The 22,099-nt window shown below is 62.6% G+C and carries 25 protein-coding genes and 3 pseudogenes; 20 read left to right on the top strand and 8 right to left on the bottom strand.

Going from position 1 to position 22,099, the window contains the following annotated elements; all coding sequences use genetic code 11:
* Positions 1 to 5 precede the first annotated feature (5 nt).
* The 3 genes from ACQB61_RS04030 (at position 6) to ACQB61_RS04020 (ending at position 1,851) form a co-directional block, all read left to right on the top strand.
* Entirely contained in the window at positions 6 to 434 is a 429-nt protein-coding gene (locus ACQB61_RS04030; protein ID WP_430511590.1) for a cytoplasmic protein, read from the top strand.
* 83 nt (positions 435 to 517) lie between these two features.
* On the top strand, positions 518 to 1,126 hold the full coding sequence (locus ACQB61_RS04025; RefSeq protein WP_430511589.1) for a ribonuclease T2 family protein: 609 nt from the start codon (positions 518 to 520) through the stop codon (positions 1,124 to 1,126).
* 80 nt (positions 1,127 to 1,206) lie between these two features.
* The gene (locus ACQB61_RS04020) at positions 1,207 to 1,851 is read left to right on the top strand and encodes a glutathione S-transferase family protein (protein WP_430511588.1); all 645 of its coding nucleotides are present in this window, start codon (positions 1,207 to 1,209) and stop codon (positions 1,849 to 1,851) included.
* A 79-nt stretch (positions 1,852 to 1,930) separates the two neighbouring features.
* Here ACQB61_RS04020 and ACQB61_RS04015 read toward each other — a convergent pair whose 3' ends face one another.
* On the bottom strand, positions 1,931 to 2,602 hold the full coding sequence (locus tag ACQB61_RS04015; protein ID WP_430511587.1) for an outer membrane protein: 672 nt from the start codon (positions 2,600 to 2,602) through the stop codon (positions 1,931 to 1,933).
* Positions 2,603 to 2,926: 324 nt separating this feature from the next.
* Between ACQB61_RS04015 and ACQB61_RS04010 the strand changes: the two genes are divergently transcribed.
* From ACQB61_RS04010 to ACQB61_RS03980, 7 genes are all read left to right on the top strand, one after another.
* Entirely contained in the window at positions 2,927 to 3,691 is a 765-nt protein-coding gene (locus ACQB61_RS04010) for an SDR family oxidoreductase (protein WP_430511586.1), read from the top strand.
* 124 nt (positions 3,692 to 3,815) lie between these two features.
* Positions 3,816 to 5,861, top strand: coding sequence for an excinuclease ABC subunit UvrC (uvrC, locus tag ACQB61_RS04005; protein WP_430511585.1), 2,046 nt, complete (start codon positions 3,816 to 3,818; stop codon positions 5,859 to 5,861).
* 58 nt (positions 5,862 to 5,919) lie between these two features.
* Complete coding sequence (locus ACQB61_RS04000; RefSeq protein ID WP_430511584.1) at positions 5,920 to 6,594, top strand: hypothetical protein; 675 nt, start codon at positions 5,920 to 5,922, stop codon at positions 6,592 to 6,594.
* Entirely contained in the window at positions 6,522 to 6,845 is a 324-nt protein-coding gene (locus ACQB61_RS03995; protein WP_430514284.1) for an endonuclease/exonuclease/phosphatase family protein, read from the top strand. Before ACQB61_RS04000 ends, ACQB61_RS03995 begins: the two co-directional genes overlap by 73 nt.
* On the top strand, positions 6,818 to 7,003 hold the full coding sequence (locus ACQB61_RS03990; protein ID WP_430511583.1) for a hypothetical protein: 186 nt from the start codon (positions 6,818 to 6,820) through the stop codon (positions 7,001 to 7,003). The genes ACQB61_RS03995 and ACQB61_RS03990 overlap by 28 nt, the downstream gene beginning before the upstream one ends.
* A gap of 139 nt (positions 7,004 to 7,142) precedes the next feature.
* Entirely contained in the window at positions 7,143 to 7,733 is a 591-nt protein-coding gene (locus ACQB61_RS03985) for a thymidine kinase (RefSeq protein WP_430514283.1), read from the top strand.
* Positions 7,734 to 7,820: 87 nt separating this feature from the next.
* Complete coding sequence (locus ACQB61_RS03980; protein WP_430511582.1) at positions 7,821 to 8,114, top strand: HlyU family transcriptional regulator; 294 nt, start codon at positions 7,821 to 7,823, stop codon at positions 8,112 to 8,114.
* A 178-nt stretch (positions 8,115 to 8,292) separates the two neighbouring features.
* Here ACQB61_RS03980 and ACQB61_RS03975 read toward each other — a convergent pair whose 3' ends face one another.
* Complete coding sequence (locus ACQB61_RS03975) at positions 8,293 to 8,997, bottom strand: GNAT family N-acetyltransferase (RefSeq protein ID WP_430511581.1); 705 nt, start codon at positions 8,995 to 8,997, stop codon at positions 8,293 to 8,295.
* Between the two features lie 205 nt (positions 8,998 to 9,202).
* Between ACQB61_RS03975 and pgsA the strand changes: the two genes are divergently transcribed.
* From pgsA to ACQB61_RS03955, 4 genes and pseudogenes are all read left to right on the top strand, one after another.
* On the top strand, positions 9,203 to 9,775 hold the full coding sequence (gene pgsA, locus ACQB61_RS03970; protein WP_430511580.1) for a CDP-diacylglycerol--glycerol-3-phosphate 3-phosphatidyltransferase: 573 nt from the start codon (positions 9,203 to 9,205) through the stop codon (positions 9,773 to 9,775).
* Between the two features lie 56 nt (positions 9,776 to 9,831).
* Complete coding sequence (moaD, locus tag ACQB61_RS03965; RefSeq protein ID WP_430511579.1) at positions 9,832 to 10,083, top strand: molybdopterin converting factor subunit 1; 252 nt, start codon at positions 9,832 to 9,834, stop codon at positions 10,081 to 10,083.
* Between the two features lie 2 nt (positions 10,084 to 10,085).
* Positions 10,086 to 10,564 (top strand): annotated as a pseudogene (locus ACQB61_RS03960) (molybdenum cofactor biosynthesis protein MoaE).
* Positions 10,565 to 10,700: 136 nt separating this feature from the next.
* Positions 10,701 to 11,963 carry a multidrug effflux MFS transporter gene (locus tag ACQB61_RS03955; RefSeq protein WP_430511578.1) on the top strand — a complete coding sequence of 421 codons (1,263 nt, stop codon included), beginning with the start codon at positions 10,701 to 10,703 and terminating at the stop codon, positions 11,961 to 11,963.
* 83 nt (positions 11,964 to 12,046) lie between these two features.
* Here ACQB61_RS03955 and ACQB61_RS03950 read toward each other — a convergent pair whose 3' ends face one another.
* The gene (locus ACQB61_RS03950) at positions 12,047 to 12,946 is read right to left on the bottom strand and encodes a branched-chain amino acid aminotransferase (protein ID WP_430511577.1); all 900 of its coding nucleotides are present in this window, start codon (positions 12,944 to 12,946) and stop codon (positions 12,047 to 12,049) included.
* Between the two features lie 313 nt (positions 12,947 to 13,259).
* On the opposite strand from ACQB61_RS03950, the gene ACQB61_RS03945 reads away from it, so the two are divergent.
* From ACQB61_RS03945 to ACQB61_RS03935, 3 genes and pseudogenes are all read left to right on the top strand, one after another.
* On the top strand, positions 13,260 to 13,802 hold the full coding sequence (locus ACQB61_RS03945) for a MarR family winged helix-turn-helix transcriptional regulator (RefSeq protein ID WP_430511576.1): 543 nt from the start codon (positions 13,260 to 13,262) through the stop codon (positions 13,800 to 13,802).
* Positions 13,803 to 13,806: 4 nt separating this feature from the next.
* Positions 13,807 to 14,502, top strand: coding sequence for a response regulator (locus ACQB61_RS03940; RefSeq protein WP_430511575.1), 696 nt, complete (start codon positions 13,807 to 13,809; stop codon positions 14,500 to 14,502).
* 157 nt (positions 14,503 to 14,659) lie between these two features.
* Positions 14,660 to 15,951: pseudogene (locus tag ACQB61_RS03935) on the top strand (ATP-binding protein).
* A gap of 3 nt (positions 15,952 to 15,954) precedes the next feature.
* Here the strand turns inward: ACQB61_RS03935 and ACQB61_RS03930 are convergent.
* The 5 genes from ACQB61_RS03930 to ACQB61_RS03910 form a co-directional block, all read right to left on the bottom strand.
* A complete protein-coding gene (locus ACQB61_RS03930) occupies positions 15,955 to 16,311 on the bottom strand; it encodes a tRNA-binding protein (protein ID WP_430511574.1) in 357 nt (118 codons plus the stop codon).
* An 87-nt stretch (positions 16,312 to 16,398) separates the two neighbouring features.
* Positions 16,399 to 17,154: a TetR/AcrR family transcriptional regulator gene (locus ACQB61_RS03925; RefSeq protein WP_430511573.1), complete on the bottom strand. Its 756-nt coding sequence runs from the start codon at positions 17,152 to 17,154 to the stop codon at positions 16,399 to 16,401.
* A gap of 102 nt (positions 17,155 to 17,256) precedes the next feature.
* A complete protein-coding gene (proC, locus tag ACQB61_RS03920; protein ID WP_430511572.1) occupies positions 17,257 to 18,078 on the bottom strand; it encodes a pyrroline-5-carboxylate reductase in 822 nt (273 codons plus the stop codon).
* Positions 18,075 to 18,575, bottom strand: coding sequence for a YbjN domain-containing protein (locus tag ACQB61_RS03915; RefSeq protein ID WP_019963954.1), 501 nt, complete (start codon positions 18,573 to 18,575; stop codon positions 18,075 to 18,077). Before ACQB61_RS03915 ends, proC begins: the two co-directional genes overlap by 4 nt.
* Positions 18,576 to 18,889: 314 nt before the next feature.
* Positions 18,890 to 19,180, bottom strand: coding sequence for an accessory factor UbiK family protein (locus ACQB61_RS03910; RefSeq protein WP_430511571.1), 291 nt, complete (start codon positions 19,178 to 19,180; stop codon positions 18,890 to 18,892).
* Between the two features lie 179 nt (positions 19,181 to 19,359).
* Here ACQB61_RS03910 and lgt point away from each other — a divergent pair, with 179 nt between their 5' ends.
* The 3 genes and pseudogenes from lgt to pgeF all read left to right on the top strand — a co-directional run bounded on the left by lgt (position 19,360) and on the right by pgeF (position 22,094).
* Positions 19,360 to 20,181 (top strand): prolipoprotein diacylglyceryl transferase, encoded by an 822-nt coding sequence (lgt, locus tag ACQB61_RS03905; protein WP_430511570.1) that lies wholly within the window; start codon positions 19,360 to 19,362, stop codon positions 20,179 to 20,181.
* Positions 20,178 to 21,324, top strand: a pseudogene (locus ACQB61_RS03900) (class I SAM-dependent methyltransferase). Before lgt ends, ACQB61_RS03900 begins: the two are co-directional and overlap by 4 nt.
* Positions 21,321 to 22,094 (top strand): peptidoglycan editing factor PgeF, encoded by a 774-nt coding sequence (gene pgeF / locus ACQB61_RS03895; protein ID WP_430511569.1) that lies wholly within the window; start codon positions 21,321 to 21,323, stop codon positions 22,092 to 22,094. The pseudogene ACQB61_RS03900 and the gene pgeF overlap by 4 nt, the downstream one beginning before the upstream one ends.
* The last annotated feature ends 5 nt before the right edge of the window (positions 22,095 to 22,099 follow it).

The raw sequence follows: 22,099 nt of genomic DNA, 5'->3' as shown, positions 1-22,099 counted from the left end.
GCGAAATGCGCGCATGTCTGAAGTCAGGCTCCATCATACTGGCAGCCGCAGGTCTTGTTGCAGCACTGGGCGTATCTTCCCCTGCGCTCTCTGCCCCTGCGCCCGAACGCCTCCCGGCCTGTGAGACGCCATCCGTCCTCCGCGCTGCCATGGCCCGCATCGCCACAGCAGACAAGGACTACAGGAACGGCATCACCATTCACGCCATCGGCGGCGTTTCTCAGACCGCTTACCGCGAACCGCTTGGCAGCCCCTACGCCCAGCGCTATTGCTCCGGTCTGGCGACTTTGTCCAATGGCAGGCAGCAGACGGTCTACTTCCGCGTCGCGGAAGGCCGTGGCTTTCTCGGCCAGACATGGGGCGTGCAGGCCTGCCTGCCCGGCCTGGACAAGTGGCATGTGTATGATGGCAAGTGCAAGGCAATCCGGCCCTGACGGCCGGTCATGAGAAATTTCTGGAAGGGGCCAGCGCATTGATACGGCTGACATGCCTTGTTTTGGCCCTGTTACCCCAGCTGTTGCTGCCGCCCCTGGCTGCCGCGCAGGACAGAAGTACGCCAGAGCCCTTTGATTTCTATGTCCTCGCCCTGTCATGGTCACCCGCCTATTGCGCCCTGAACCGGCAGCGGGCGAACCCGCAACAATGCGGCAGCGACAAAAGTTATCGCTTCATCGTCCACGGACTTTGGCCGCAGCGCGAGCGGGGATGGTCTGATTACTGTGTGCTACCGCGTGACCTTCCGCCTTCGGCTGGTGACATCCGGTCGATGCTGGACATCATGCCAAGCCAGGGGCTCGTCCAGCATCAGTGGCGCAAGCATGGCACGTGCTCCGGGCTGGCACCGTCGGATTATTTTTCAAAGACCCGTCAGGCCTTTGAGAAGATCCGCATTCCCGGCACCTTCTCACGCATGACCCGCCGCAGCAGGATCAGTCCCGACGGCGCCGAGGCAGCCTTTGTTGCGGCAAACCCGGGCCTCACCCGCGAAGGCATGGCCGTATCCTGCAACCGGGGCGTCCTGACTGAGGTCCGCATCTGCCTGACGAAAGGCCTTGAATTCCGGACCTGCCCCTCAGTTGACCGCAGCGGCTGCCGTGCCTCCAGCCTCGACGTTCCGGCTCCCTGACAGGTGAACCTGCTGCTGAGCGTGGCAAACGAAAGGCCTGCATAGTGGCCTTGCGCCAGCGCGAAGGGCATGCACAACTGATGTCTCCACAAAGGAGATTTCAGCCCGATGCTCATTCTGCGCTCTTCGCCTGCCTCCCCTTTGGCCGCAAGTGCAAGATTGCCGCCAGCGTTCTCGGTATCCTCGACAAGATCGAGATCCAGGCCACCGATACGACGAATCCGGCGGACACGATTCGCCTGCAGAATCCGCTGGGCAAGATCCCGGCCCTCATTCTGGAAGACGGCACGGTGCTCTACGACAGCCGCGTGATCGTCGAATATCTGGATTTCGTGGCTGGCGGCGGCTGCATCATTCCGGCAGGCGAAGGCCGCTTCGAGGTGCTGCGCCTGCAGGCGCTGGCCGACGGCATGCAGGATGCCAGCATTCTGCAGGTCTATGAAACGCGCTTCCGTCCGGAGGAGAAGCGCTCCGGCGAATGGATCAGCTATCAGGCGGAGAAGGTCTCCCGCGCCCTGTCCTCTCTGGAAGCAGCGCCTCCCGCGCCGGTCAAGGTCACCAACGGCGTGGATGCCGGTCAGATCGCCCTTGCCTGCGCTCTCGGCTATCTGGATCTGCGCTTTGAAGGCGCCTGGCGCAAGCAGGCCCCTCATCTGGTCACATGGCTGGATGGTTTCGAGGCGCATGTGCCGATGTTTGACAAAACGCGGGTTCAGCCGGCCTGACAGGACGGCACACTGAAATGAAGAAGGCCCGGCGGAATGTCCGCCGGGCCCTTGTCTTGATCGTCCGGAAGGACCGGGATCAGAACTTGTAGCTCAGACCAACGCGGGTAACGTTGTCCTGCAGCTTCACGCGCTGGTTCACGCCGCCGACGCTGAAGTTGTCACGGCCGTAGTCGGAGTGCAGATACTCGACACGGGCAGTGATGTTGTTAGTCAGAGCACCTTCGACACCAGCGCCGAGGACCCAACCGGTCTTCGTTTCATCGCGCTTGGTGCCAGCGACATTGGTCTCGATATTGGCGATTGCCAGACCACCGGTGCTGTAGACCATCAGACGGTCAAACACGACACCCGCACGGGCGCGCAGCGAGCCGTTCCAGTTGGACGAGTTCTTGATCGAAACGCCGTTTCCGGAGCTGCTCTTGTCAAGATCACGGTACTGGAAGTCAGCTTCAGCACCTGCCAGGAAGTTCGGCGTGATCTGGTAGTTGTAACCACCATGGATACCAATGGCCGGGCCATTGACGTTGCTCTTGACGTTACCCGTCAGAGCGGACGAATTCTTGAACTCGCCCCAAGCCCAGCCTGCGTTCGCACCGAAGTAGAAGCCGGACCAGTCAAAGCGAGCATCCGGGATCGGAGCCTGATCATAGGTGACCGGTGCGGCCGGCGCAGGGAGGTCGGCAGCGAATGCCGGAGCCGCTGCGGCGAACGCAAACAGGGACACACCAGCAACTGCGAGACTCTTCATGTTTTTGCTCCACGCAATACAGGTTCAAAGTTGAGGAACATACCTCATGGGCAAGACAGCCGAGTATCATCGCGGCCATCCCCATCCTCACCCGCTGTGAGGTATGATCCCCGTTTGTGTCGGAAAATTTGGCAGACTATGGAGATATCGTGGCAAGCCAAAGGTTCTTTCGGGATGGTAAGCACCCGGTAAACCCTGGCGGCAGAAGCTGCCCACCGTTGCAAAGTGCAAGAAATCCAATGCAATGAGCGGCTCTGGTATGTTGATCCGCGTTGAGCATTCCGCCGTATTCAAAGCACCAGATTGACCGAGAGACAAGCACGAATGACACAGGCGGCCGGAACGGCACTCATCACCGGCGGATCCAGCCGCATCGGCGGAGCAATTGCCCGCGATCTGGCGGCGCATGGCTGGACCGTGCTCCTCCATGCCCACCACGGTCTGGAGCGGGCAAAAGCCCTGAAGCAGTCGATCCTGTCAGATGGTGGAAAGGCACATGTCCTGGAGGCTGATCTGACGCAAGCGGAAGATCTGGCTGGCCTCATTCCCGCTGCCATAAAGGCTGGCGGACGGGTGGACCTCCTCATCAACAATGCTTCCATCTTCCAGCCCGACGAAGCTGGCGCGCTCGACCCGGCCCTTTTCGATGCGCATTTTGCCATTCACGTGAAAGCCCCTCTTTTCCTCACGGATGCTTTCGCCAGCGCCTTGCCTGCACAGTCCGAGGGGCTGGTGGTGAACATCATTGACCAGCGCGTCTGGAAGACAACGCCGCGATTTGTCAGCTATTCACTTTCCAAGGCGGCGCTGTGGGAGCAAACCCGGATGATGGCGCAGGCGCTGGCCCCGCGCATTCGCGTCAACGCCATCGGCCCCGGCCCCAGCTTCCGCAATGAGCGCCAGACGGAAGAGGACTTCGCCCGCCAGCAGCAGGCGGTCTTGCTGCATCGCGGGCCGGCACCGGAAGAGTTTGGCGCGACCGTCCGCCACTTCTGGGCCATGCGCTCGGTTACCGGACAGATGCTGGCTCTGGATGGCGGACAGCACCTTGCCTGGGAAACAGCGGATGTGGTGGGCGTTGGCGAGTAATTCACCCGCATTTTCCCGGCGCCTTACGCCCCCATATTAGCGTCACGTCACAAGCCGTCTAGAATGGCGCCACGTTGGTGAAGATTCGCCGGGCTTGCAGGCCCGGCCGAGGTATATTGAAATCATGACATCCCGCCCCTCAGCCATGGACCGCCCGGAAGAGGCCGAAGAGACCGTCGAGGCCCCTGTTGCGCCTGAGGTGTCTTTCACCTCTGCACAGGACGAGAACACCAGCGGCAAGAAGGGCGTCGAAGTGATTGCCGATGTCGTGCGCCGCCTGCCCATGGGGCCGGGCGTCTACCGCATGCTGGATGAGAATGGCGACGTGCTATACGTCGGCAAGGCCCGAAGCCTGAAGAAGCGCGTCACCAGCTACACCCGCCTGCAGGGGCAATCGAACCGCATCATGCGGATGATCATGGCCACCGCTGCCATGGAATTCGTGCTCACCCGCACGGAGACGGAAGCCCTGCTTCTGGAAGCAAACCTGATCAAGCGCCTGCGTCCGCGCTTCAACGTGCTGCTGCGCGACGACAAGTCCTTCCCCTATATCCTGCTGACCGGCGACCATACGGCGCCCGCCATCGTCAAACATCGCGGCGCACGGCGTCGCAAGGGCGACTATTTCGGCCCCTTTGCTTCAGCAGGTGCGGTCAACCGCACGATCAATGCGCTGCAGAAGGCCTTCCTCATCCGCAACTGCACGGACAGCTATTTCGAGAACCGCTCCCGCCCCTGCCTGCTGTTCCAGATCAAGCGCTGCGCAGGCCCCTGCACGGGCGAGACCTCGAACGAGGACTACGCCCGGCTCGTCGCCGAGGCGCGCGGCTTTCTCTCCGGCCGCAGCCAGGCGGTGAAGAAGGAGCTGGCCACCCAGATGGAGGCCGCCTCCCAGAGGCTCGACTTCGAGCATGCCGCTGTCTACCGGGACCGGCTGGCGGCGCTCTCCCATGTGCAGTCACATCAGGGTATCAACCCGCAGACCGTCGATGAGGCGGATGTGGTCGCCATCCATCAGGAAGGCGGGCAGACCTGCGTGCAGGTGTTCTTCTTCCGCACAGGCCAGAACTGGGGCAACCGCGCCTACTTCCCCAAGGCTGACAAATCAATCGAGGAAGCCGCCATTCTGGAAAGCTTCCTTGCCCAGTTCTACGATGACAAACCCGCCCCGCGCCTGATCCTGCTGTCGCATGAAATCGAGGAAATGGACCTGCTGTCTCAGGCTCTGTCCGAGCGGGCCGATCGCAAGGTGGAGATTGCCGTTCCCAAGCGCGGCGAGAAGAAGGAACTGGTGGACCACGCCCTGACCAACGCCCGCGAGGCGCTTGGCCGCCGGCTGGCGGAAACCTCCAGCCAGGGGCGCCTGCTGCAGGGCGTTGCGGAAGTCTTCGGCCTGCCCGCCGCCCCGCGCCGTATCGAGGTCTACGACAACTCGCATATCATGGGCACCAATGCAGTCGGCGGCATGATCGTTGCCGGGCCGGAGGGCTTCGCCAAGGGCCAGTACCGCAAGTTCAACATCAAGTCCCAGGACATCACCCCAGGTGACGATTACGGCATGATGCGCGAGGTGCTGACGCGCCGCTTCTCCCGGCTGCTGAAGGAACATGCGCGCACGCCTCTGGCCGCAGCCGATGATCCGGTACCGGAGAGTGCCGAAGAAACCGGCCTTGAGGATGACGAGGAAGACGATGGCATTCAGGCCAGCAATGCCGACATGCCCGCCTGGCCGGATCTAGTCTTCATTGACGGCGGTCAGGGCCAGCTGAATGCCGTGCGGGAGATGCTGACGGAACTGGGCGTCACCGATGTGCCGCTGGTCGGCATCGCCAAGGGTCCTGACCGGGATGCGGGGCGGGAGAAGTTTTTCATGGAAGGACGCCCATCCTTCATGCTTCCGGAGCGTGATCCCGTGCTCTACTTCGTGCAGCGCCTGCGCGACGAGGCGCACCGCTTTGCCATCGGCACCCACCGGGCCAAGCGCAAGAAGGACATCGCCCGCAATCCGCTGGATGACATTTCCGGCGTCGGCCCTGCCCGCAAGCGCGCCTTGCTGCGCCACTTCGGCACGGCAAAGGCCGTTTCCAAGGCTGGCATTGATGACCTGATGGCCGTGCCCGGCATTTCGGAATCGGTCGCAAAGCTGGTCTACGATCATTTCCACGAATGAGGCCTCGTGCTAGGAGTGGCCAGCCAGCATTGCGGTGCAACAGGAGACGGCAGGCCAGATGACAGACCAAACCGGCGGCAGGATTTCGCTTTTCGCCCGGCTCCTGCGCCTTGCTGCCGTGATGGGCCTGCTTGTTGCGCTGATGTTTGGCCTGCTTGCCTTCGGTCCCTTTGTTGCGCCGGAGGTCTGGTTTGCCGACAACATGAGCTTCTTCCTGCCGCAGCTGATTGGCGGCGGTTTTGCAGCCGTGTTTCTCGCCGCCATCTGCATCCGTCTCGCCGGACGCCCGCGTCCAGGCAAGACAGTGCGGCGGCTGTTTCTGCTGACAGGCCTTGTGCTGTCCGTGGCGCTCGGTCTCGCGCTTTATCATACCTACAGGATCGTTGCTCCCGGACTGGCTGAAGCTCGCGTGCCGGGCACGAAAAACCTGCGCATCGTCTCCATCAATCTGGAGACACGTTATCTTGGCGATCCCGACTTCATGGCCTATCTGGAAAGCCTCAAGCCGGACGTTCTGGTGTTTCAGGAAGCAGAGTGGCCCTATCAGATGCGCTACCGGCAGCGTCAGGGTGATGACACGCCGCTGATTGGCCTCGGCCCCTACTTCAGCAATTTCCTGATCGGGGATCTGGGGGCGTTGTCGCCTTTTCCCGTTATCCCATACGCGCCAGCACGATCACGCCTGTGGCAGGAGAATGCGGCCCTGAGCGTTACGGCAAGCGCGAGGTGCTGACGGCCGCGCTGGATGTGGATGGCTCACCGTTCAATCTTGTTGCCGTGCACCCGGACAGCCCCCGTACGCCCTGCCGCTGGCAGTCACGGCAGGATTATTATGCAGCACTTGCCGGCGTCATTGCCGGGCTGCCGGCATCGGAGCCGGCGGTTATCATCGGCGACTGGAACACCTCCCCCTTTCCAGCCACTTCGGTAATCTGCTTTCACACGCGGGTTTCCGGGTGCGGTTCCCTGCTGTCGTGCCGGTGATTACCCGCTTCTTCTATGATTACCGGCTGCGGTGGGTTCTGGGCTCTGCAGTGGATCACGCCGCCGTCTCGGACGAGGTGACAATCCGGAACGTCACCATCGGCGGCGACGTAGGGTCTGACCATGTGCCGCTGATCGTGGACATCGCCATTCCCTGATGACGCATGCCGGCGGCGCCTTCCACAGTTTATGCCTGCCGCCAGTTCCCATCCGTTTGTGTCTGCCCCGCCGGATGGCAAGAGTGTGACAGACAGCGGGACCGATTCCCGCCGATGCGAACTGACCGGCGCGGAACCTATGGCCAAGCTCTATTTCAACTACTCTTCCATGAATGCCGGCAAGTCGACGGTGCTGCTGCAGGCCTCCTACAACTATGTGGAACGGGGCATGCGCACTCTGCTGCTGACGGCTGCCGTGGATGACCGGGCCGGCGTCGGCCGCATTTCCTCGCGCATCGGCCTCACTGCAGAAGCTGACATCTTCCGTGCTGGCGATGACCTGCTCGACCATATCCGCAAGGCGCACGAAGCGAACCCCATTGATGCCGTCTTTGTCGATGAGGCGCAGTTCCTCACGGAGGAGCAGGTGTGGCAGCTGGCCCATGCCTCTGACCGTCTCGGCATGCCGGTGATGTGCTTCGGCCTGCGTACGGATTTTCAGGGCAAGCTGTTCCCCGGCAGCAAGGCACTGCTGGCGCTGGCCGACAGCCTGAAGGAAATCAAGACGATCTGCTGGTGCGGGCGCAAGGCAACCATGGTTGCGCGGCTTGACGGCAGCGGCCGGATCGTCGAGGAAGGCGAACAGGTGGTGATTGGCGGCGAAGAGTCCTATGTTTCGCTCTGCCGCCGCCACTGGGTCGACCGTGATCTCGGGCCGCGCTGCGACTGAGCAATGTCAAGGCGTGATGCGTCAGCATCAAGAGCCGTGGCATGACGGAACGCAGATCACTTCAAACCGCGAGGACGGGACAGGCAGATGCTGGGAAAACTGTTCGGATCACTGTTCAAGGGCGGATCTTCCGCCGATGCAGCCCCGGCCCCCGTGGCCACCGAGGACTACAAGAATTGCCGCATCATCGCCGAGCCGCGCCAGGCTGGCAGCCAGTGGCAGATCGCAGGCCGTATCCTGAAGGAAATTGACGGCGAGGACCGCGAGCATCGTTTCATCCGCGCCGACCAGCTGCCCACCCGCGACGAAGCCGCCGAATTCACCATCCGCAAGGCCAAGCTCCTGATTGACCAGCAGGGCGATCTGATCTTCAAGAGCTGAAGGGAGAGGGACAGCCACTCTCTAGCGCCCCACGCTCTCCGCGCCGTCCCGGACGAGAGCGGAGCAAAGATCCGGGACCTGTCAGGGGCGCAAGGCCGCTGAACTCTACCCGCCGCGACACGGAACAGGCCCCGGCACAAGGCCGGGGCTGCGCGGAGTTTGGGTCTGCTCCGCCCCTTCAGTCCCCCCGGCACTCGGCCAGACTGCGCTTTTGCCGCCCATCTTCATCAAAATTATGCGGCGAGAGCCAGGCCTCGAAACCGGCCTTCAGGCGCGGCCATTCCTTATCGAGGATGGAGAACCAAGCCGTGTCGCGGTTGCGGCCCTTGTAGACGGTGGCCTGCCGGAAGATGCCCTCGAAGGTGAAGCCCAGCCGTGCGGCAGCGGCACGCGAAGGGGCGTTGAGATCGTCGCACTTCCACTCATAGCGCCGGAACCCCAGCTCCTCGAAGGCATTGCGCATCATCAGATACATGGCCTCTGTCGCCAGTGGCGTGCGCTGAAGGGCCGGGGCAAAGTTCAGATGCCCAACCTCGATGCAGCCTGTTGCAGGCTCCACCCGCAGATAGCTGCCAACCCCCATGGCCTTGCCGCTGGCCTCATCAACGATGGCGAACATCATCGGGTCCGCCTTGCCTTCCATCGTTTTCAGAAAGGCAATGCAGTCTGCCTCTTCGGCAAACGGACCATAGGCCAGATAGGTCCAGACACGGTTTTCTGCGTCAGCGGACCACGCGGCATGAAGCTCCGCGCCGTGGCGGGCGGCACTCAGCGGCTCCAGCCTGCACCAGCGCCCCTGCAGCACCTGCGCGGCCGGCGCCCGGGCCCCACGCCACCCTTCCACGGGTTCTCCGATGGGCTGTCCCAGTTCGTTGAGGCGCATGCGCAGGCTCCTTCTGCCTTTTGTGATCACAAAACCTAAGCTGCCCCGCCGCCCGGATCAAGCTCGCTTGCCGGCCCATGCCGGAAGTGGCCTCAGGGAATTCGCATTGTCAAAGTCACTCATCTACCAGATGCGTTGACACCTGCCCGCCCTCATGCTTGTGTCCGGCTGACCCGCCGCCCGAGACGCGAAGCAGATACTGCACATGGCCAGACACGTCGCCCTGACCCTGCCCAACCTTTTGACCTATGCGCGCATCCTGGCGGTGCCTGCCGTGGTGGGATGTTTCTATTTTGAGGGCAACACGGCGCGCTGGATTGCCCTGGCCATCTTCATCGCCGCGGCTGTGACCGACTTCTTCGATGGCTATCTGGCACGTGCCTGGCAGCAGCAGTCCGCGCTGGGACGGATGCTGGACCCGATTGCCGACAAGCTGCTTGTGTCCGTCTGTCTGCTGCTGCTGGTCGCAAAGGGTGACATCGGCGGGTGGTCGCTGATCGCCGCCATCATCATCCTGTGCCGCGAAATTCTGGTCTCCGGCTTGCGCGAGTTTCTGGCCGAGCTGCGTGTTAGCGTGCCGGTCACTAAACTGGCCAAATGGAAGACCACCGTTCAGCTCGTAGCCCTTGCCCTGCTTCTGGCCGGCCCCGCCGGTGAAGAGGTGCTGCCGGGAACCGAACTGTCCGGCCTTGTCGCCCTCTGGGTTGCGGCTGTTCTGACGCTCTACACTGGCTACGACTATTTCCGGGCTGGCATCGGCCATCTGATCGAGGAGTAATCCTCCCCGCATTCAGACCACCGGCCATGTGCCGGTCAACGGACAAGGAGAGGCACATGATCATCCGTTACTTTGCCTGGGTGCGCGAGCGGACCGGCGTGGAGCAGGAAGAGATCACCCTGCCGGACAGCGTGACCACAGTGGGCGGCCTGATCAACTGGCTGCAGACCATCGACGATGCCCATGGCCATGCCTTTGCCGAGCCGGAACTGATCCGTGCTGCCATCGACCAGACTCACGCCGAACACGACGCTCCGATTTCTGGTGCGCGCGAGATTGCCTTCTTCCCGCCCATGACCGGTGGCTGAAAATGAGCCCGGTTCTGCGCGTCATCGTCCAGCCCGGTCCCTTCGATGCGGAGGCCGAAGCCCGGCAACTCTCCGAAGGCCGCGCCGATGTTGGCGCGATCGTCAGCTTCACAGGTCTTTGCCGTGATGAGGACGGGCGGCTGGAAGCGCTGGTACTGGAGCACTTTCCCGGCATGGCGGAGAAAGAGCTGGAGCGCATCGCCCGCGAGGCGCTGGCGCGCTGGCCGCTGACCGGTCTCACCGTCATTCACCGCCATGGCCGCATTGTGCCTGGCGAACAGATCGTGCTCGTCACCGCCGCCTCGCGCCACAGGCGGGCCGCGTTTGAAGCAGCTGATTTTCTGATGGATTTCCTCAAATCCAGAGCCCCTTCTGGAAGAAGGAAGTCCTGCGCGAAGGCGGATCAGGCGGCTGGGTTGCCGCCAAGGCCGAGGATGAAGCCGCCCTTAACCGCTGGCAAGACAGCCTCCCAGAAACGTGAAGCTTCCCGTTTCCCGAGGGGTTGACCGATCGGTCAATTTGGACCACTGATAGGCAACACTGATTATTTTTGCATGCCGGAACGCAGGCTGCTGGCCGCGCCTCTGGCTATTGCGCACAATACCTAAGGTTTGTCTATGTCCGATCTTGCCCGGAACACTGGCGCGAGCCAGACGCCCCATCCTGGGCTGTCCTTCGCTGAATTCGTCACCATGGTTGCCGCGCTGATGGCGCTGAATGCGCTGGCGATGGACATCATGCTGCCCGCCCTGCCCGACATCGGCAACGCGCTCGGCATTGCCAACGAGAATGACCGCCAGCAGATTCTGATCTTCTATCTGATCGGCTTCGGCGGCGCGCAGCTCGTCTTCGGGCCGCTGTCAGATTCCTTCGGCCGCAGGACCATTCTCATCGGTGGTCTCGCGCTCTACGCCGCAGCCAGCGTGTTTGCCCTGTTCAGCACCAATCTTGACCAGCTTCTGATCGCCCGCGTGCTGCAGGGCATAGGCTGCGCCGGAACCCGTGTCATCGCGGTCTCCATCGTCCGTGACTGCTACTCCGGCCGCCGCATGGGGCAGGTCATGTCGCTGGTGATGATGATCTTCATGGCCGTGCCTATCGTCGCGCCTTCCATCGGCCAGTTGATTCTTCTGGTTGCCGAGTGGCACTGGATCTTCAGCATGCTCATGGGCGCCGGTGTCCTGATGCTGGTCTGGACAGCTTTCCGCCTGCCGGAAACACTGCCCGAAGACGCCCGCCAAAGGTTTTCACCCGGCTCCATCTGCCTGGCCTATCTCAAGGTGGCAACGACACGCATCAGCGTCGGCTACACCATGGCGACAACCTTTGTCTTTGGCGGCCTTTTTGCCTTCATTTCCATGGCGCAGCAGATCTATGTCGATATCTTCGATCTCGGCGTGTGGTTTCCTGTCGTGTTTGCAGCCGTCGCCATCACCATGGCCGTGGCGTCGTTCCTGAACTCGCGGCTGGTGACGATCATCGGCATGCGCCGCCTGTCGCATGGTGCGGTGCTGGTTTTCACCGGCATGGGCCTGCTGCAGGTCACCCTGGCGCTGGCTGGTGTTGAGAACCTTGCTATCTTCACCGTGTGCATGGCCATCAACATGGCCAGCTTCGGCTTCATGGGCGCCAATTTCAACGCCATGTCCATGGAGCCGCTGGGCGCCATCGCCGGAACAGCCTCCTCCGCCATTGGCTTCACCACCACACTGGGCGGTGCCATCCTCGGCTTCATCATCGGCCAGAACTTCGATGGGACCCTGCTGCCGATGGCGCTGGCCTGTGCCGTTTATGGCGTCATTGCCATCGGCTGGGTGCTGATGGCCGAGAAGGGCAAGCTCTTCCACGCTCAGCACCAGCCGGGCGCCAAGCCGCACTGAAGCAAAGGCCTCGTGCCGGAATGAAAAAGGGCGGCTGCATCCGGTGCAGCCGCCCTTATCTTATTCGCGAACTGGAGCCAGCGTCACTCGGCAGCCTTGAGGCTGGCCGGGTCAGCACGCACCAGCGCGTCATAGTCGAGCATCAGCGTCTTTGTGATCTCGCCGACGGTGAAGCTGTGCGGCCCGATCTCCGAGACCGGCGTCACTTCAGCCGCGGTGCCGGTGAGGAAGCACTGCTCGAAGCCGTCCAGCTCTTCGGGCATGATCACCCGCTCGATCACCTCAAAGCCGCGTGCCTTGGCAAGATCAATCACCGTGCGGCGGGTGATGCCATTGAGGAAGCAGTCCGGCTTCGGCGTGTGGATCTTGCCATCCTTGACGAAGAAGACATTGGCACCGGTCGCCTCAGCCACCTGGCCACGCCAGTCGAGCATCAGCGCATCGGCGTACCCCTTGCGCTCGGCTTCGTGCTTGGACAGGGTGCAGATCATGTAAAGGCCGGCCGCCTTGGACTTGAAGGGCGCAGTGGCCGGATCCGGGCGGCGGTACTTCGCCATGTCGAGGCGGATGCCCTTCAGCCGCTCTTCCGGCTTGAAGTAGCTCGGCCATTCCCAGGCCGCGATGGCCAGATGAATGGTGTTGTGCTGGGCCGAAACGCCCATCATTTCGCTGCCGCGCCAGGCGATCGGGCGCAGATAGGCGTCAACCAGGTTCATGCGCTTCAGCAGCTCTTCCTTGGCTGCATTGATGACTTCGGCGGAATAGGGAATCTCGAAGCCAAGCACTTCAGCCGAGGCATGCAGGCGCTCGGTGTGCTCTGCGCTCTTGAAGATCCGGCCGTTATAGGCCCTCTCACCTTCGAATACAGCGCTGGCATAGTGCAGGCCGTGCGTCAGCACGTGCACCTTGGCATCGGCCCAGGGAATGAACTTCCCATCGAACCAGATTTCACCATCGCGTTGATCAAAGGGAATGCCAGCCATTGTTCTTGTCTCCCGCGCCTTGTCGCCCGGCGCAATCTGCTTCTGTTTGTCCGACTGAAGGGAACCCTGTTTCCGGCCTCTGGCCCAGCTCAGGGTTTTGCATGCACCCGTAACAATCGGTATCTTGTTTTGACGAGACGGCGGGCCCGGATTCTCTTAAGGGATTGAGGGCCATGTACGATCCGGACAAACACCCGGCACGGGGGCGCATGCGACCGAACATTTCGTCAAGGTGCCGCTACAGGTAACAATCGATCAGAAATAAGTCAATATGGCTGACATAAATTTCAAGACAGCACCTGCAGCGCCCCAGATGGCCCAAGACAGCACCTCCGTTTCAGGCAGCGGGACCAGCGGATCGACGCCCTATGACCTGATCGAACTGCTCTTCTTTGCCTACCGGGACTTCACCGCAGACCCGGATCAGCTGCTCTCCGGGCTCGAGTTTGGCCGTGCCCACCACCGGGTTCTGCACTTTGTCGACAGAAATCCGGGCATCCGCGTATCGGACCTGCTCGCCATTCTGCGGATCACGAAGCAAAGCCTTGGCCGCGTGCTGAAACAGCTGGTGGATGAAGGCTTCATCGACCAGCGTCCCGGCGAAACGGACCGGCGCCAGCGGCTTCTGCACACCACCGAAAAGGGGCACAAACTCTCCCGCAAACTGGATGCCCTGCAGTCCGTGCGGATCAATGCGGCTGTGGAAGCCCTTCCCGGACAGGATGCGGCTATCGTCCGCCAGTTCCTGTTCCAGATGATTGACCCGGAGCGGCGGCCCGAAGTGGCTCGCATGCTCTCCAACATTCCCCAGACCGGCAGCGGCCCAGCGCCCCAGCTTGCCGATACGGAGGCTTGACGCAATGACACGGGTGCCGGACGACAACGCCATCCATATCCTGCTTGTTGACGATGACAGCCGCATCCGCGATCTGCTGGGCCGGGTGCTGCAGGAGAACGGCTACCGGGTGACAACCGCCGCCAATGCGGCCGAGGCAAGGCGCTGCCTGTCTGGCCTTGCCTTTGACCTCTTGATCCTCGACATCATGATGCCAGGCGAGAACGGGCTGGAACTTGCCACGTCGCTGCGGGCGGACAGCCCGGTGCCTATCCTGATGCTGACGGCCCGTGCCGAGGCAGAAGACCGGATCGCAGGGCTTGAGGCCGGCGTGGACGACTATTTGCCCAAGCCCTTCGACCCGCGCGAACTGATGCTGCGCATTGCCGCGATCCTGCGGCGGGGCGCGACCCGCAGGACAGACCGCCAGCCGGAAATCCGCTTCGGCCCCTTCGTCTTCGTGACGGAACGTGGTGAGCTGCGCCGGGGCGACAGCCAGATCCGCCTGACCGACCGCGAGCGCCAGATCCTGACCATATTTGCCGAGCAGCCCGGCGCCACGGTGCCGCGCCACAAGATCGTCGGTGATGACAGCGGCCTTGGTGAGCGCACTGTGGATGTGCAGATCAACCGGCTGCGCCGCAAGATAGAGGATGATCCGGCAAACCCGATCTACCTCCAGACCGTGCGCGGCATCGGCTACAGGCTGGCCTGTGACTGAAGCGCCCGCCCGCCTCCGCAGCCGCCTGCGCAGCCTTTTCGCAGGCCTTGGTGTATTTCTGGCCCCGGCTGCGAGATTGGCGGGAAAGCTATTGCATCCGCTGCTAGTCCCCTTCGCCTTCATCTATGACAAGGTGGCCGGGCGGATCTACCGTCACATGCCCAAAGGGCTTTTCTCCCGTGCGCTGCTCATCATCGTCACGCCCATGGTGCTGCTGCAGTCCGTGCTTGCCTTCGTGATCATGGAACAGCACTACCAGCAGGTCACCTTCCGCCTGTCGCAGGCGGTGGTGCGTGAGATCGCGGCGCTGGTCTATACGCTGGAGAACTACCCCCAGGATCCGGATTACCGGCTGATCGAGGAAATGGGCAGCCGGACGCTGGATATGTCCGTCTCCATCCTGCCCCCGAGCCCTTGCCTCCTCGCCGGCCAAGGGCCTTCTTCGATCTGGTTGCCGAGAATCTCAGCCGTGAGATTTCCCAACGCATCGGCAAGCCCTACTGGATCGATACCATTGGCCGGTCCCGCTTTGTCGAGATCCGAATTCAGCTCAAGGACAAGGTGCTGCGCGTGGTGGCACGCCACAGCCAGACCTATGCATCCAATTCCCATATCTTTCTGGTCTGGATGGTTGGCAGTTCGCTGGTGCTGATCTCAATCGCGATGCTGTTCCTGCGCAATCAGATCCGGCCCATCGAGCGGCTGGCGAACGCGGCGGAAGGCTTCGGCAAGGGCCGGCCAGTGGATGACTTCCGCCCCAGCGGCGCACGCGAAGTGCGGCGGGCTGCTCAGGCTTTCATTGAAATGCGCCGGCGCATCGAACGGCAGATCGACCAGCGCACCACGATGCTGGCCGGCGTCAGCCATGATCTGCGCACGATCCTCACCCGCTTCCGGCTACAGCTCGCCCTTATCCCTGAAACACCAGAGACAGAAGGCCTCAAGCGCGACGTGGACGAGATGAGCAACATGCTGGAGGACTATCTCGCCTTCACGCGTGGCGACAATGGCGAGGCAGTGGAGACAGCAGATATCACCCTGATGCTGGAAGAACTGGAGGAAGCGGCAGAAATCTCGGGAGCGACGGTTTCGTCCAGCTTCACCGGCGAGCCGGAAGTGGAGATGCGGCGCAACGCGGTGAAACGCAGCCTTACCAACCTTGTGATGAATGCAGCAAGGCACGGCACGCGCGTGGACATTCAGGGCCGCCATCTGGACGGCTGGCTGACAGTCGTCATCGACGACGATGGCCCAGGCATTCCGGAAGAAGAGCGGGAAAACGTCTTCCGCCCCTTCTACCGGCTGGACGAAGCCCGCAATCAGGACGCTTCCGGCAGCGGGCTTGGTCTTGCCATCGCCCGCGACATAGCGCGCAGCCACGGCGGCGATATCCAGCTTGAGGAAAGCCCGCTCGGCGGCCTCAGAGCCCGCTTCCGCATTCCGGGATAAACCTCAGAACAGCCGCCCGCCCAGCGGGGTATCGTGATCGGGGGCAATCAGCACGACTTCCCCCTCTGCATCCGGCACGCCGAGCGTCAGGACCTCGGAACGGATGGGGCCGATCTGGCGCGCAGGGAAGTTGACGACTGCCAGCACCCGGCGGCCGACGAGGCCCTCAGGCGTATAGTGCTTCGTGATCTGGGCCGAGCTCTTCTTCACCCCGATGTCCGGGCCAAAGTCGATCATCAGCTTGATTGCAGGTTTGCGCGCTTCGGGAAAGGGCGCAGCCTCGATGATCTGCCCGACGCGGATATCCACCTTCAGGAAATCGTCAAAGCTGATCGGTTGCGCAGGTGCGCTCGGGGTCATGGCTGGTCTCCGGAAAATCCATGCGAAGGGATCTTCAAAGTGCCGCGACCGGCGCAACCGCGCAAGCATTTATGGTGACTGATAACGTCAGACAGGCTGAGTTGCAGCCTCTCCCGCATCGTCAGAGCCGACAGTGCTGCGCCGGTGTTTGCGGCGGGACATGGCCTTGCCTGCGAGCTTGATCAGACCACAGGCAACGGGTCGCGTCACCCGCTCCACGGCTCCAAGCCGACGCAACCAGTCCTCGCCCCGGTCCAATTCCCTGTCGAGGGCCGCCATGGTCCGCGGCAGACTTTCGTCCTCTTCCTCCAGGAAGGTTTCAAGCACACGGGCAAAAGAAACCGCCAGGCCCTGCTGCACCAGACGGCCCTTTATTCCGGAGATGGAAATCCCGGCAGCGGCGAGCATCCAGCCCTGCGAGCGAACGGCAATACCGTTCAGGCAAATGGCCAATGCAGGATCGCGCATGGCGTCCTTGCGAAGTTGGATGAGCGCCGGTTTGTGAGGGGCCAGCGCATCAAGCCGGGTCATGAGCACATCGAACAGCCGGTCGCGCGGCGGCTGGTCAAACATGCTGTCATCGCGGTCATCCAGAACGGCCGCATCCACCTGTCCGGCAAAAGCAGCCAGAAGCTCGCTCTTGCCGGAAACAGCTTGCCGCAGCGCGGACGGCTTCAGCCCGGCGGCGGCTGCGATATCGGTCAGGGAAATTTCAGCGTAAGAACGGGTGGCCAGCAGTCCCAGAAAAGCCTCGACGGCCATCGTGCGCTCGTCGGGGCGCGCGCTGGCTTTGCGGCCTGCCTTCCGGGTTTTGCCTGCGGTGCCTTCTGATTCCGGTGCCATGTCCGCCTCCTTCTTGGATGCCTTGGCAGGATGTGTTCCCCTTATAGGTAGGCACATCCTGTCCGCATGGAAGAGGCAAAGGCAAGCGATGCGGCAACCCAATCAGGAACCGGCGAGTTCCCGGGCACGGCGGGCAGCGGCTTCCACGGCTGCATCCATCAACGGCTGCAGGCCGTCTTCTGCCATCAGCACGGAGAGGGCAGCAGCGGTCGTGCCATTGGGGGAAGTGACGTTCTGCCGCAAGGTTGCGGGCGTATCGTCAGACTGGTGCATCAGTTCCCCTGCCCCGCTCACCGTTGCTTCGGCAAGGCGGGCGGCAAGATCAGCCGGGAGACCGGCGCGGCGTCCGGCTTCCGCCAGGCACTCGGCCAGCAGGAATACATAGGCAGGTCCCGAGCCGGAGACGGCGGTCACAAGATCAATCTGCTCTTCCGACGTCAGCCACTCGACGGCACCAATGGCCGACAGAAGCCGACCGGCTGTCTCGCGCTGTGCTGCCGTGACGCGGGCGTTGGGGTAGAGTGCGGTGATGCCCCGGCCCACCATCGCAGGCGTGTTCGGCATGGCGCGGATCACGGCGATATCGCCGAAGGCAGCCTCAAAGGTGCGCACCGGCGTGCCGGCAGCAACCGACAGCACCAGCGTATCGTCAGCCACCGCAGGCTTCAGCCCCGGCAGCACATCGCCCATGATCTGCGGCTTGACGGCCAACAGCACCATGCCTGCCTTGACGCCTTCCGGCACCTTTGGCGCGTGCGCAATACCGTGGCTGTCCAGCTGGGCCACGAGAGCAGCAGACGGCGCCGGATCAACGACCAGAAGGCTTGCGGCATCAACGCCGCGCGCCATCCAGCCACCGATCATGGCGCCGCCCATCTTGCCCGCGCCCACAACGGCAAACGGGCGTTCAGCTGAAAAACTCATGCTTCTCCTGCGGTTTCAAACAGGGCGCACTCCAGCGCTTCTTGCGCCGTCTTGCCAGCCCAGACAACAAACTGGAAGGACTGATAATAACGCTCGCAGGCTTCCAGCGCATTGGCCAGCAGCCCTTCAATCTGCGCGCCGGACGCTTCCGCACCGCCTGCCAGCAGCAGGGACTGGCGGAACATGATGACGTTCTCTTTGCTCCAGAGATCGAAGTGGCCCATCCACATCTGCTCATTGACGAGCGAGAGCAGGCGCATCACCTCGGTCTTGCGCGGCTCAGTCACCTTCAGATCGAAGGCGCAAGCCAGGTGCAGAGCCTCCAGCTCCTCCATCCAGGAGAAGGAGACGTGATAGTCGCACCAGTATCCGCCTATGGAAATGGTGATCTCGTCATCGTCCGAACGCTCGAAAGCCCACTCATTGAGCGCAGCCACGTGTTCGATCAGATCGACGGGATTGTCGGGGCGTTCAAAGTCGATTTCGATGAGGCTCATGGCGATCCTCCCCGTTTGCGGGAGCCGGATAAGGGGCGGATTTCCGCAAATCCAGCGTCTTCCCCTGAACAGAGGCCGCGTCAGAACCGCTACCAGCGGCAGGGCCATAAGAGAGCCCATTTCGAGACGCGTGCGAATCCCTGTTTGGAATCAGTATATAATTTTCCTTCGCAAATGCAGCAGGAAACCCGCCCGGCCTTTTAATCAATTCCTGTGGACGATTGTTTCCTGCGCTCAGGCGCATGCTGCATCACGGCATCGTGACGGTGGCTGCCTGACCGAGCCGCTCCTCGCACAGGCCTCCGCCGATGCGATCAGCCTTCGGATTTGCTCTTGCGCGCGGGCTTTGCCTCGGTCTCGGCCAGCTTTGCTTCAAGCGCAGCAATGCGGGCTTCCAGAATCTCGATCTGGTCCAGCGCACGGACAGCCATGTCACGGGCGACGTCAAAGTCCTCACGCTTCACCAGGTCCATATCGGCCAGGAAACGCTCGGCCTGAGCGCGGAAAGCGGTCTCAACCTCGCGGCGGGCCCCCTGCGCCACACCGGCGGCGTCAGTCATGAGCTTGGCGAAATCGTCGAAAATCCTGTTCGGGCCCTGGGTCATGACGCACTCCTGAAGATCTTGTCAGCCTGCCCTGCACAGATGCTGCAAGCCGTGTCACACAGGTATTGACCTTTTGCTCCAAGTTCAAGGCGGCAATGCAGCGCCTTGACGCATCGGGGGAATGCGCAAGGTCTGATGCCGCTGGCAAATCGCCCCGGATCAACAGCACTGGACCCTGCATGCCCGTTTTCGCCCTGCCCTTCCCGGCCGTTGACCCGGTCATCTTCGAGGTCGGCCCTTTCGCCCTGCGCTGGTATGCGCTGTCCTATATCGTGGGCATCCTGCTGGCCTGGCGCTACATGCGCCTGACGGTGCAGAAGGACAGGCTGTGGCAGTCCGTTCCCCGGCCCGGCCTTGTTGATATCGATGACTTTGTCACCTGGGGCACCATCGGCATCATCGTGGGCGGGCGGCTTGGTTATGTACTGGTCTATGATCCGAAGACCTATCTGGCCAACCCAATGGAAATCTTCGCTGTGTGGAACGGCGGCATGTCCTTCCATGGCGGCTTCGCTGGCACCGTGCTTGCCATGGTGCTCTTCGCCCGCTCCCGTGGCATTCCGCTGCTGACGCTGTTTGATCTCGCTGGCGTCGCCGCACCCATAGGGCTTTTCTTCGGGCGGCTCGCTAACTTCATCAATGACGAGTTGTGGGGCCGTCCCACGGATGTGCCCTGGGCGGTGGAGTTCCCCTCCGGCGGCTACGTTCCGCGCCATCCGAGCCAGCTTTACGAAGCCGCGCTTGAGGGCATCCTGCTGTTCCTCGTCCTGCGGCTCCTGTCCCACCGCTTCGGGCTGCTGCAGAAGCCGGGCTTCCTTGCTGGAGCCTTTGCTGCCGGATATGGCATAACCCGTTCCATCGCCGAGGAATTCCGCATGCCCGACGCTCAGATCGGTTTCCTGCCGGGCGGCTTTACCATGGGCATGATGCTCTCTGGACCGATGATCATCGCCGGCATTGCCCTGATGGTCTGGAGCTGGCGCAAGGCGAAGGCCGCATGAGCGCAGGTGCCGCGTCCGCATCGCCGCTGAAAGAAAAGCTCATCCGCCAGATTGCTGCGGAAGGGCCGATGACGGTGGCCGCCTACATGAGCGCCTGCCTGACCGATCCGCAGCATGGCTATTACACCACAGCCGCAGAGCCCTTTGGTGCGAAGGGCGACTTCATCACGGCGCCCGAAGTAAGCCAGATGTTCGGCGAACTTATCGGCGCTTTCGTTCTTTCAGCCTGGGAGGCGATGGGTGCGCCGCAGACCGTGCGGCTGGTGGAGACGGGGCCAGGACGTGGCACGTTGATGTCGGATCTGTTGCGCATGGCCAAGCTGCGCCCTGCCTTCCTGCGCGCAGCAAGCCTGCATCTTGTCGAAATCAGCCCCCGGCTGAAGGCGCGGCAGGCCGAAGCGCTGGCAGATGCGCCCCTTGCGCCCCAATGGCACGCCAGTCTGCGAGAGGTACCGGAAGGGCCGCAAATCCTCATCGCCAACGAGTTTTTCGACGCCCTGCCCATCCACCAGTATGTGAAGACCCCGGATGGCTGGCGCGAGCGGATGGTGGGTCTGAATGAAGCCGGAGACCTTGCCTTCGGCACCGGTCCCGGCCGCCTGCCTCTCGCCGCTGTTCCCCAGACCGCCGCAGATGCCCTGCTTGGCGCCATCCTCGAAACCTCACCGCTTTCTGCTGCCATTACGCAAGAAGCTGCTGCCAGAATCGCAGCGCATGGCGGGACAGCCCTGTTCATCGACTACGGATACCTGCGCTCCGCCCCCGGCGATACACTGCAAGCGCTGCGCCGCCACGCCTATCAGAACGTGCTGGCCGAACCCGGCCTCGCTGACTTGACGGCGCATGTGGATTTCGAGGTGCTGGCAGCCGCCGCCCGTCGCGGCGGGGCAGACGTTGCCTCCCCTGACACAAGGCGAATTCCTGCTGCGCCTGGGACTGCTGGAACGGGCCGGGCAACTGGGTGCGGGCAAGGATGCCGCCACGCAGGAACGCATCCGCAGCGAGGTGGAGCGGCTGGCTGCACCTCAGGAAATGGGTGACCTTTTCAAGGTGCTGTGCATTGCGCAACCAGGCCTTGTTCCTGCCCCGTTTGACAGTGAGGCTCTTCCGCCGCACGCTGATAGAAATTCCGGAGACGCTTGATGATTACCGCTGACCTTCTGACCCTTCCCGGCGTCATACGCCACGGGTTCTTTACCCGGCAGGGCGGCGTTTCAACCGGCATCTATGGCAGCCTCAACATTGGCCTTGGCTCCAGCGACGACCGCGCACATGTGCTGGAAAACCGGGCCCGCGTCGCCGCCATGCTGGACGTCGCGCCAGAACAGCTCACCTCGCCCTATCAGGTGCATTCGCCCGATGTCATCACCGTCAGCAAGCCATTTGGCGAAGGTGATGACCGCACGGCAGATGCACTGGTCACGGCCACGCCGGGCCTTGCCATTGGGGTATCCACCGCCGACTGTGGCCCGGTACTCTTTGCCGATCCTCAGGCCCGCGTCATCGGCGCGGCGCATGCTGGCTGGCGCGGCGCGCTGACGGGCGTGCTCGACAACACGCTGGCCGCCATGGAACGGCTGGGCGCGAAGCGGGAGAACATCACCGCCGTGCTCGGCCCCTGCATTTCGGCGGCAGCCTATGAAGTTGGGCCCGAGTTCCGCGAGCGCTTCGAGGCCGAGGCTCCCGGCTGTGGCCGCTTCTTCGGCACGTCGGGGCGCGAAAACCACTTCATGTTCGATCTTCAAGCCTTCATCATCGCCCGTCTGCAGGCGGCAGGCGCAGGCCGGGCGGAAAGCCTGGGGCTGTGCACCTATGCCGATGAGGCCCGCTTCTTTTCTTACCGGCGCACCACGCACCGTAAGGAGCCCGACTATGGCCGCCAGATTTCTGCACTGGTGCTGACAGGAGACTAACCCCG

This window comes from Pannonibacter phragmitetus, assembly GCF_050510895.1.
Classification (GTDB): Bacteria; Pseudomonadota; Alphaproteobacteria; order Rhizobiales; family Stappiaceae; genus Pannonibacter; species Pannonibacter phragmitetus_B.
This window is presented reverse-complemented; position numbering and strand designations above follow the sequence as displayed.

Excerpts from the sequence above, each read along its gene's own strand:
- ACQB61_RS04030 (WP_430511590.1), top strand. The coding sequence starts at position 6 with ATGCGCGCATGTCTGAAGTCAGGCTCCATCATACTGGCAGCCGCAGGT.
- ACQB61_RS04020 (WP_430511588.1), top strand. The coding sequence starts at position 1,207 with ATGTCTCCACAAAGGAGATTTCAGCCCGATGCTCATTCTGCGCTCTTC.
- ACQB61_RS04015 (WP_430511587.1), bottom strand. The coding sequence starts at position 2,602 with ATGAAGAGTCTCGCAGTTGCTGGTGTGTCCCTGTTTGCGTTCGCCGCA.
- ACQB61_RS04010 (WP_430511586.1), top strand. The coding sequence starts at position 2,927 with ATGACACAGGCGGCCGGAACGGCACTCATCACCGGCGGATCCAGCCGC.
- uvrC (WP_430511585.1), top strand. The coding sequence starts at position 3,816 with ATGACATCCCGCCCCTCAGCCATGGACCGCCCGGAAGAGGCCGAAGAG.
- ACQB61_RS04000 (WP_430511584.1), top strand. The coding sequence starts at position 5,920 with ATGACAGACCAAACCGGCGGCAGGATTTCGCTTTTCGCCCGGCTCCTG.
- ACQB61_RS03985 (WP_430514283.1), top strand. The coding sequence starts at position 7,143 with ATGGCCAAGCTCTATTTCAACTACTCTTCCATGAATGCCGGCAAGTCG.
- ACQB61_RS03980 (WP_430511582.1), top strand. The coding sequence starts at position 7,821 with ATGCTGGGAAAACTGTTCGGATCACTGTTCAAGGGCGGATCTTCCGCC.
- ACQB61_RS03975 (WP_430511581.1), bottom strand. The coding sequence starts at position 8,997 with ATGCGCCTCAACGAACTGGGACAGCCCATCGGAGAACCCGTGGAAGGG.
- pgsA (WP_430511580.1), top strand. The coding sequence starts at position 9,203 with ATGGCCAGACACGTCGCCCTGACCCTGCCCAACCTTTTGACCTATGCG.
- moaD (WP_430511579.1), top strand. The coding sequence starts at position 9,832 with ATGATCATCCGTTACTTTGCCTGGGTGCGCGAGCGGACCGGCGTGGAG.
- ACQB61_RS03955 (WP_430511578.1), top strand. The coding sequence starts at position 10,701 with ATGTCCGATCTTGCCCGGAACACTGGCGCGAGCCAGACGCCCCATCCT.
- ACQB61_RS03950 (WP_430511577.1), bottom strand. The coding sequence starts at position 12,946 with ATGGCTGGCATTCCCTTTGATCAACGCGATGGTGAAATCTGGTTCGAT.
- ACQB61_RS03945 (WP_430511576.1), top strand. The coding sequence starts at position 13,260 with ATGGCCCAAGACAGCACCTCCGTTTCAGGCAGCGGGACCAGCGGATCG.
- ACQB61_RS03940 (WP_430511575.1), top strand. The coding sequence starts at position 13,807 with ATGACACGGGTGCCGGACGACAACGCCATCCATATCCTGCTTGTTGAC.
- ACQB61_RS03930 (WP_430511574.1), bottom strand. The coding sequence starts at position 16,311 with ATGACCCCGAGCGCACCTGCGCAACCGATCAGCTTTGACGATTTCCTG.
- ACQB61_RS03925 (WP_430511573.1), bottom strand. The coding sequence starts at position 17,154 with ATGGCACCGGAATCAGAAGGCACCGCAGGCAAAACCCGGAAGGCAGGC.
- proC (WP_430511572.1), bottom strand. The coding sequence starts at position 18,078 with ATGAGTTTTTCAGCTGAACGCCCGTTTGCCGTTGTGGGCGCGGGCAAG.
- ACQB61_RS03915 (WP_019963954.1), bottom strand. The coding sequence starts at position 18,575 with ATGAGCCTCATCGAAATCGACTTTGAACGCCCCGACAATCCCGTCGAT.
- ACQB61_RS03910 (WP_430511571.1), bottom strand. The coding sequence starts at position 19,180 with ATGACCCAGGGCCCGAACAGGATTTTCGACGATTTCGCCAAGCTCATG.
- lgt (WP_430511570.1), top strand. The coding sequence starts at position 19,360 with ATGCCCGTTTTCGCCCTGCCCTTCCCGGCCGTTGACCCGGTCATCTTC.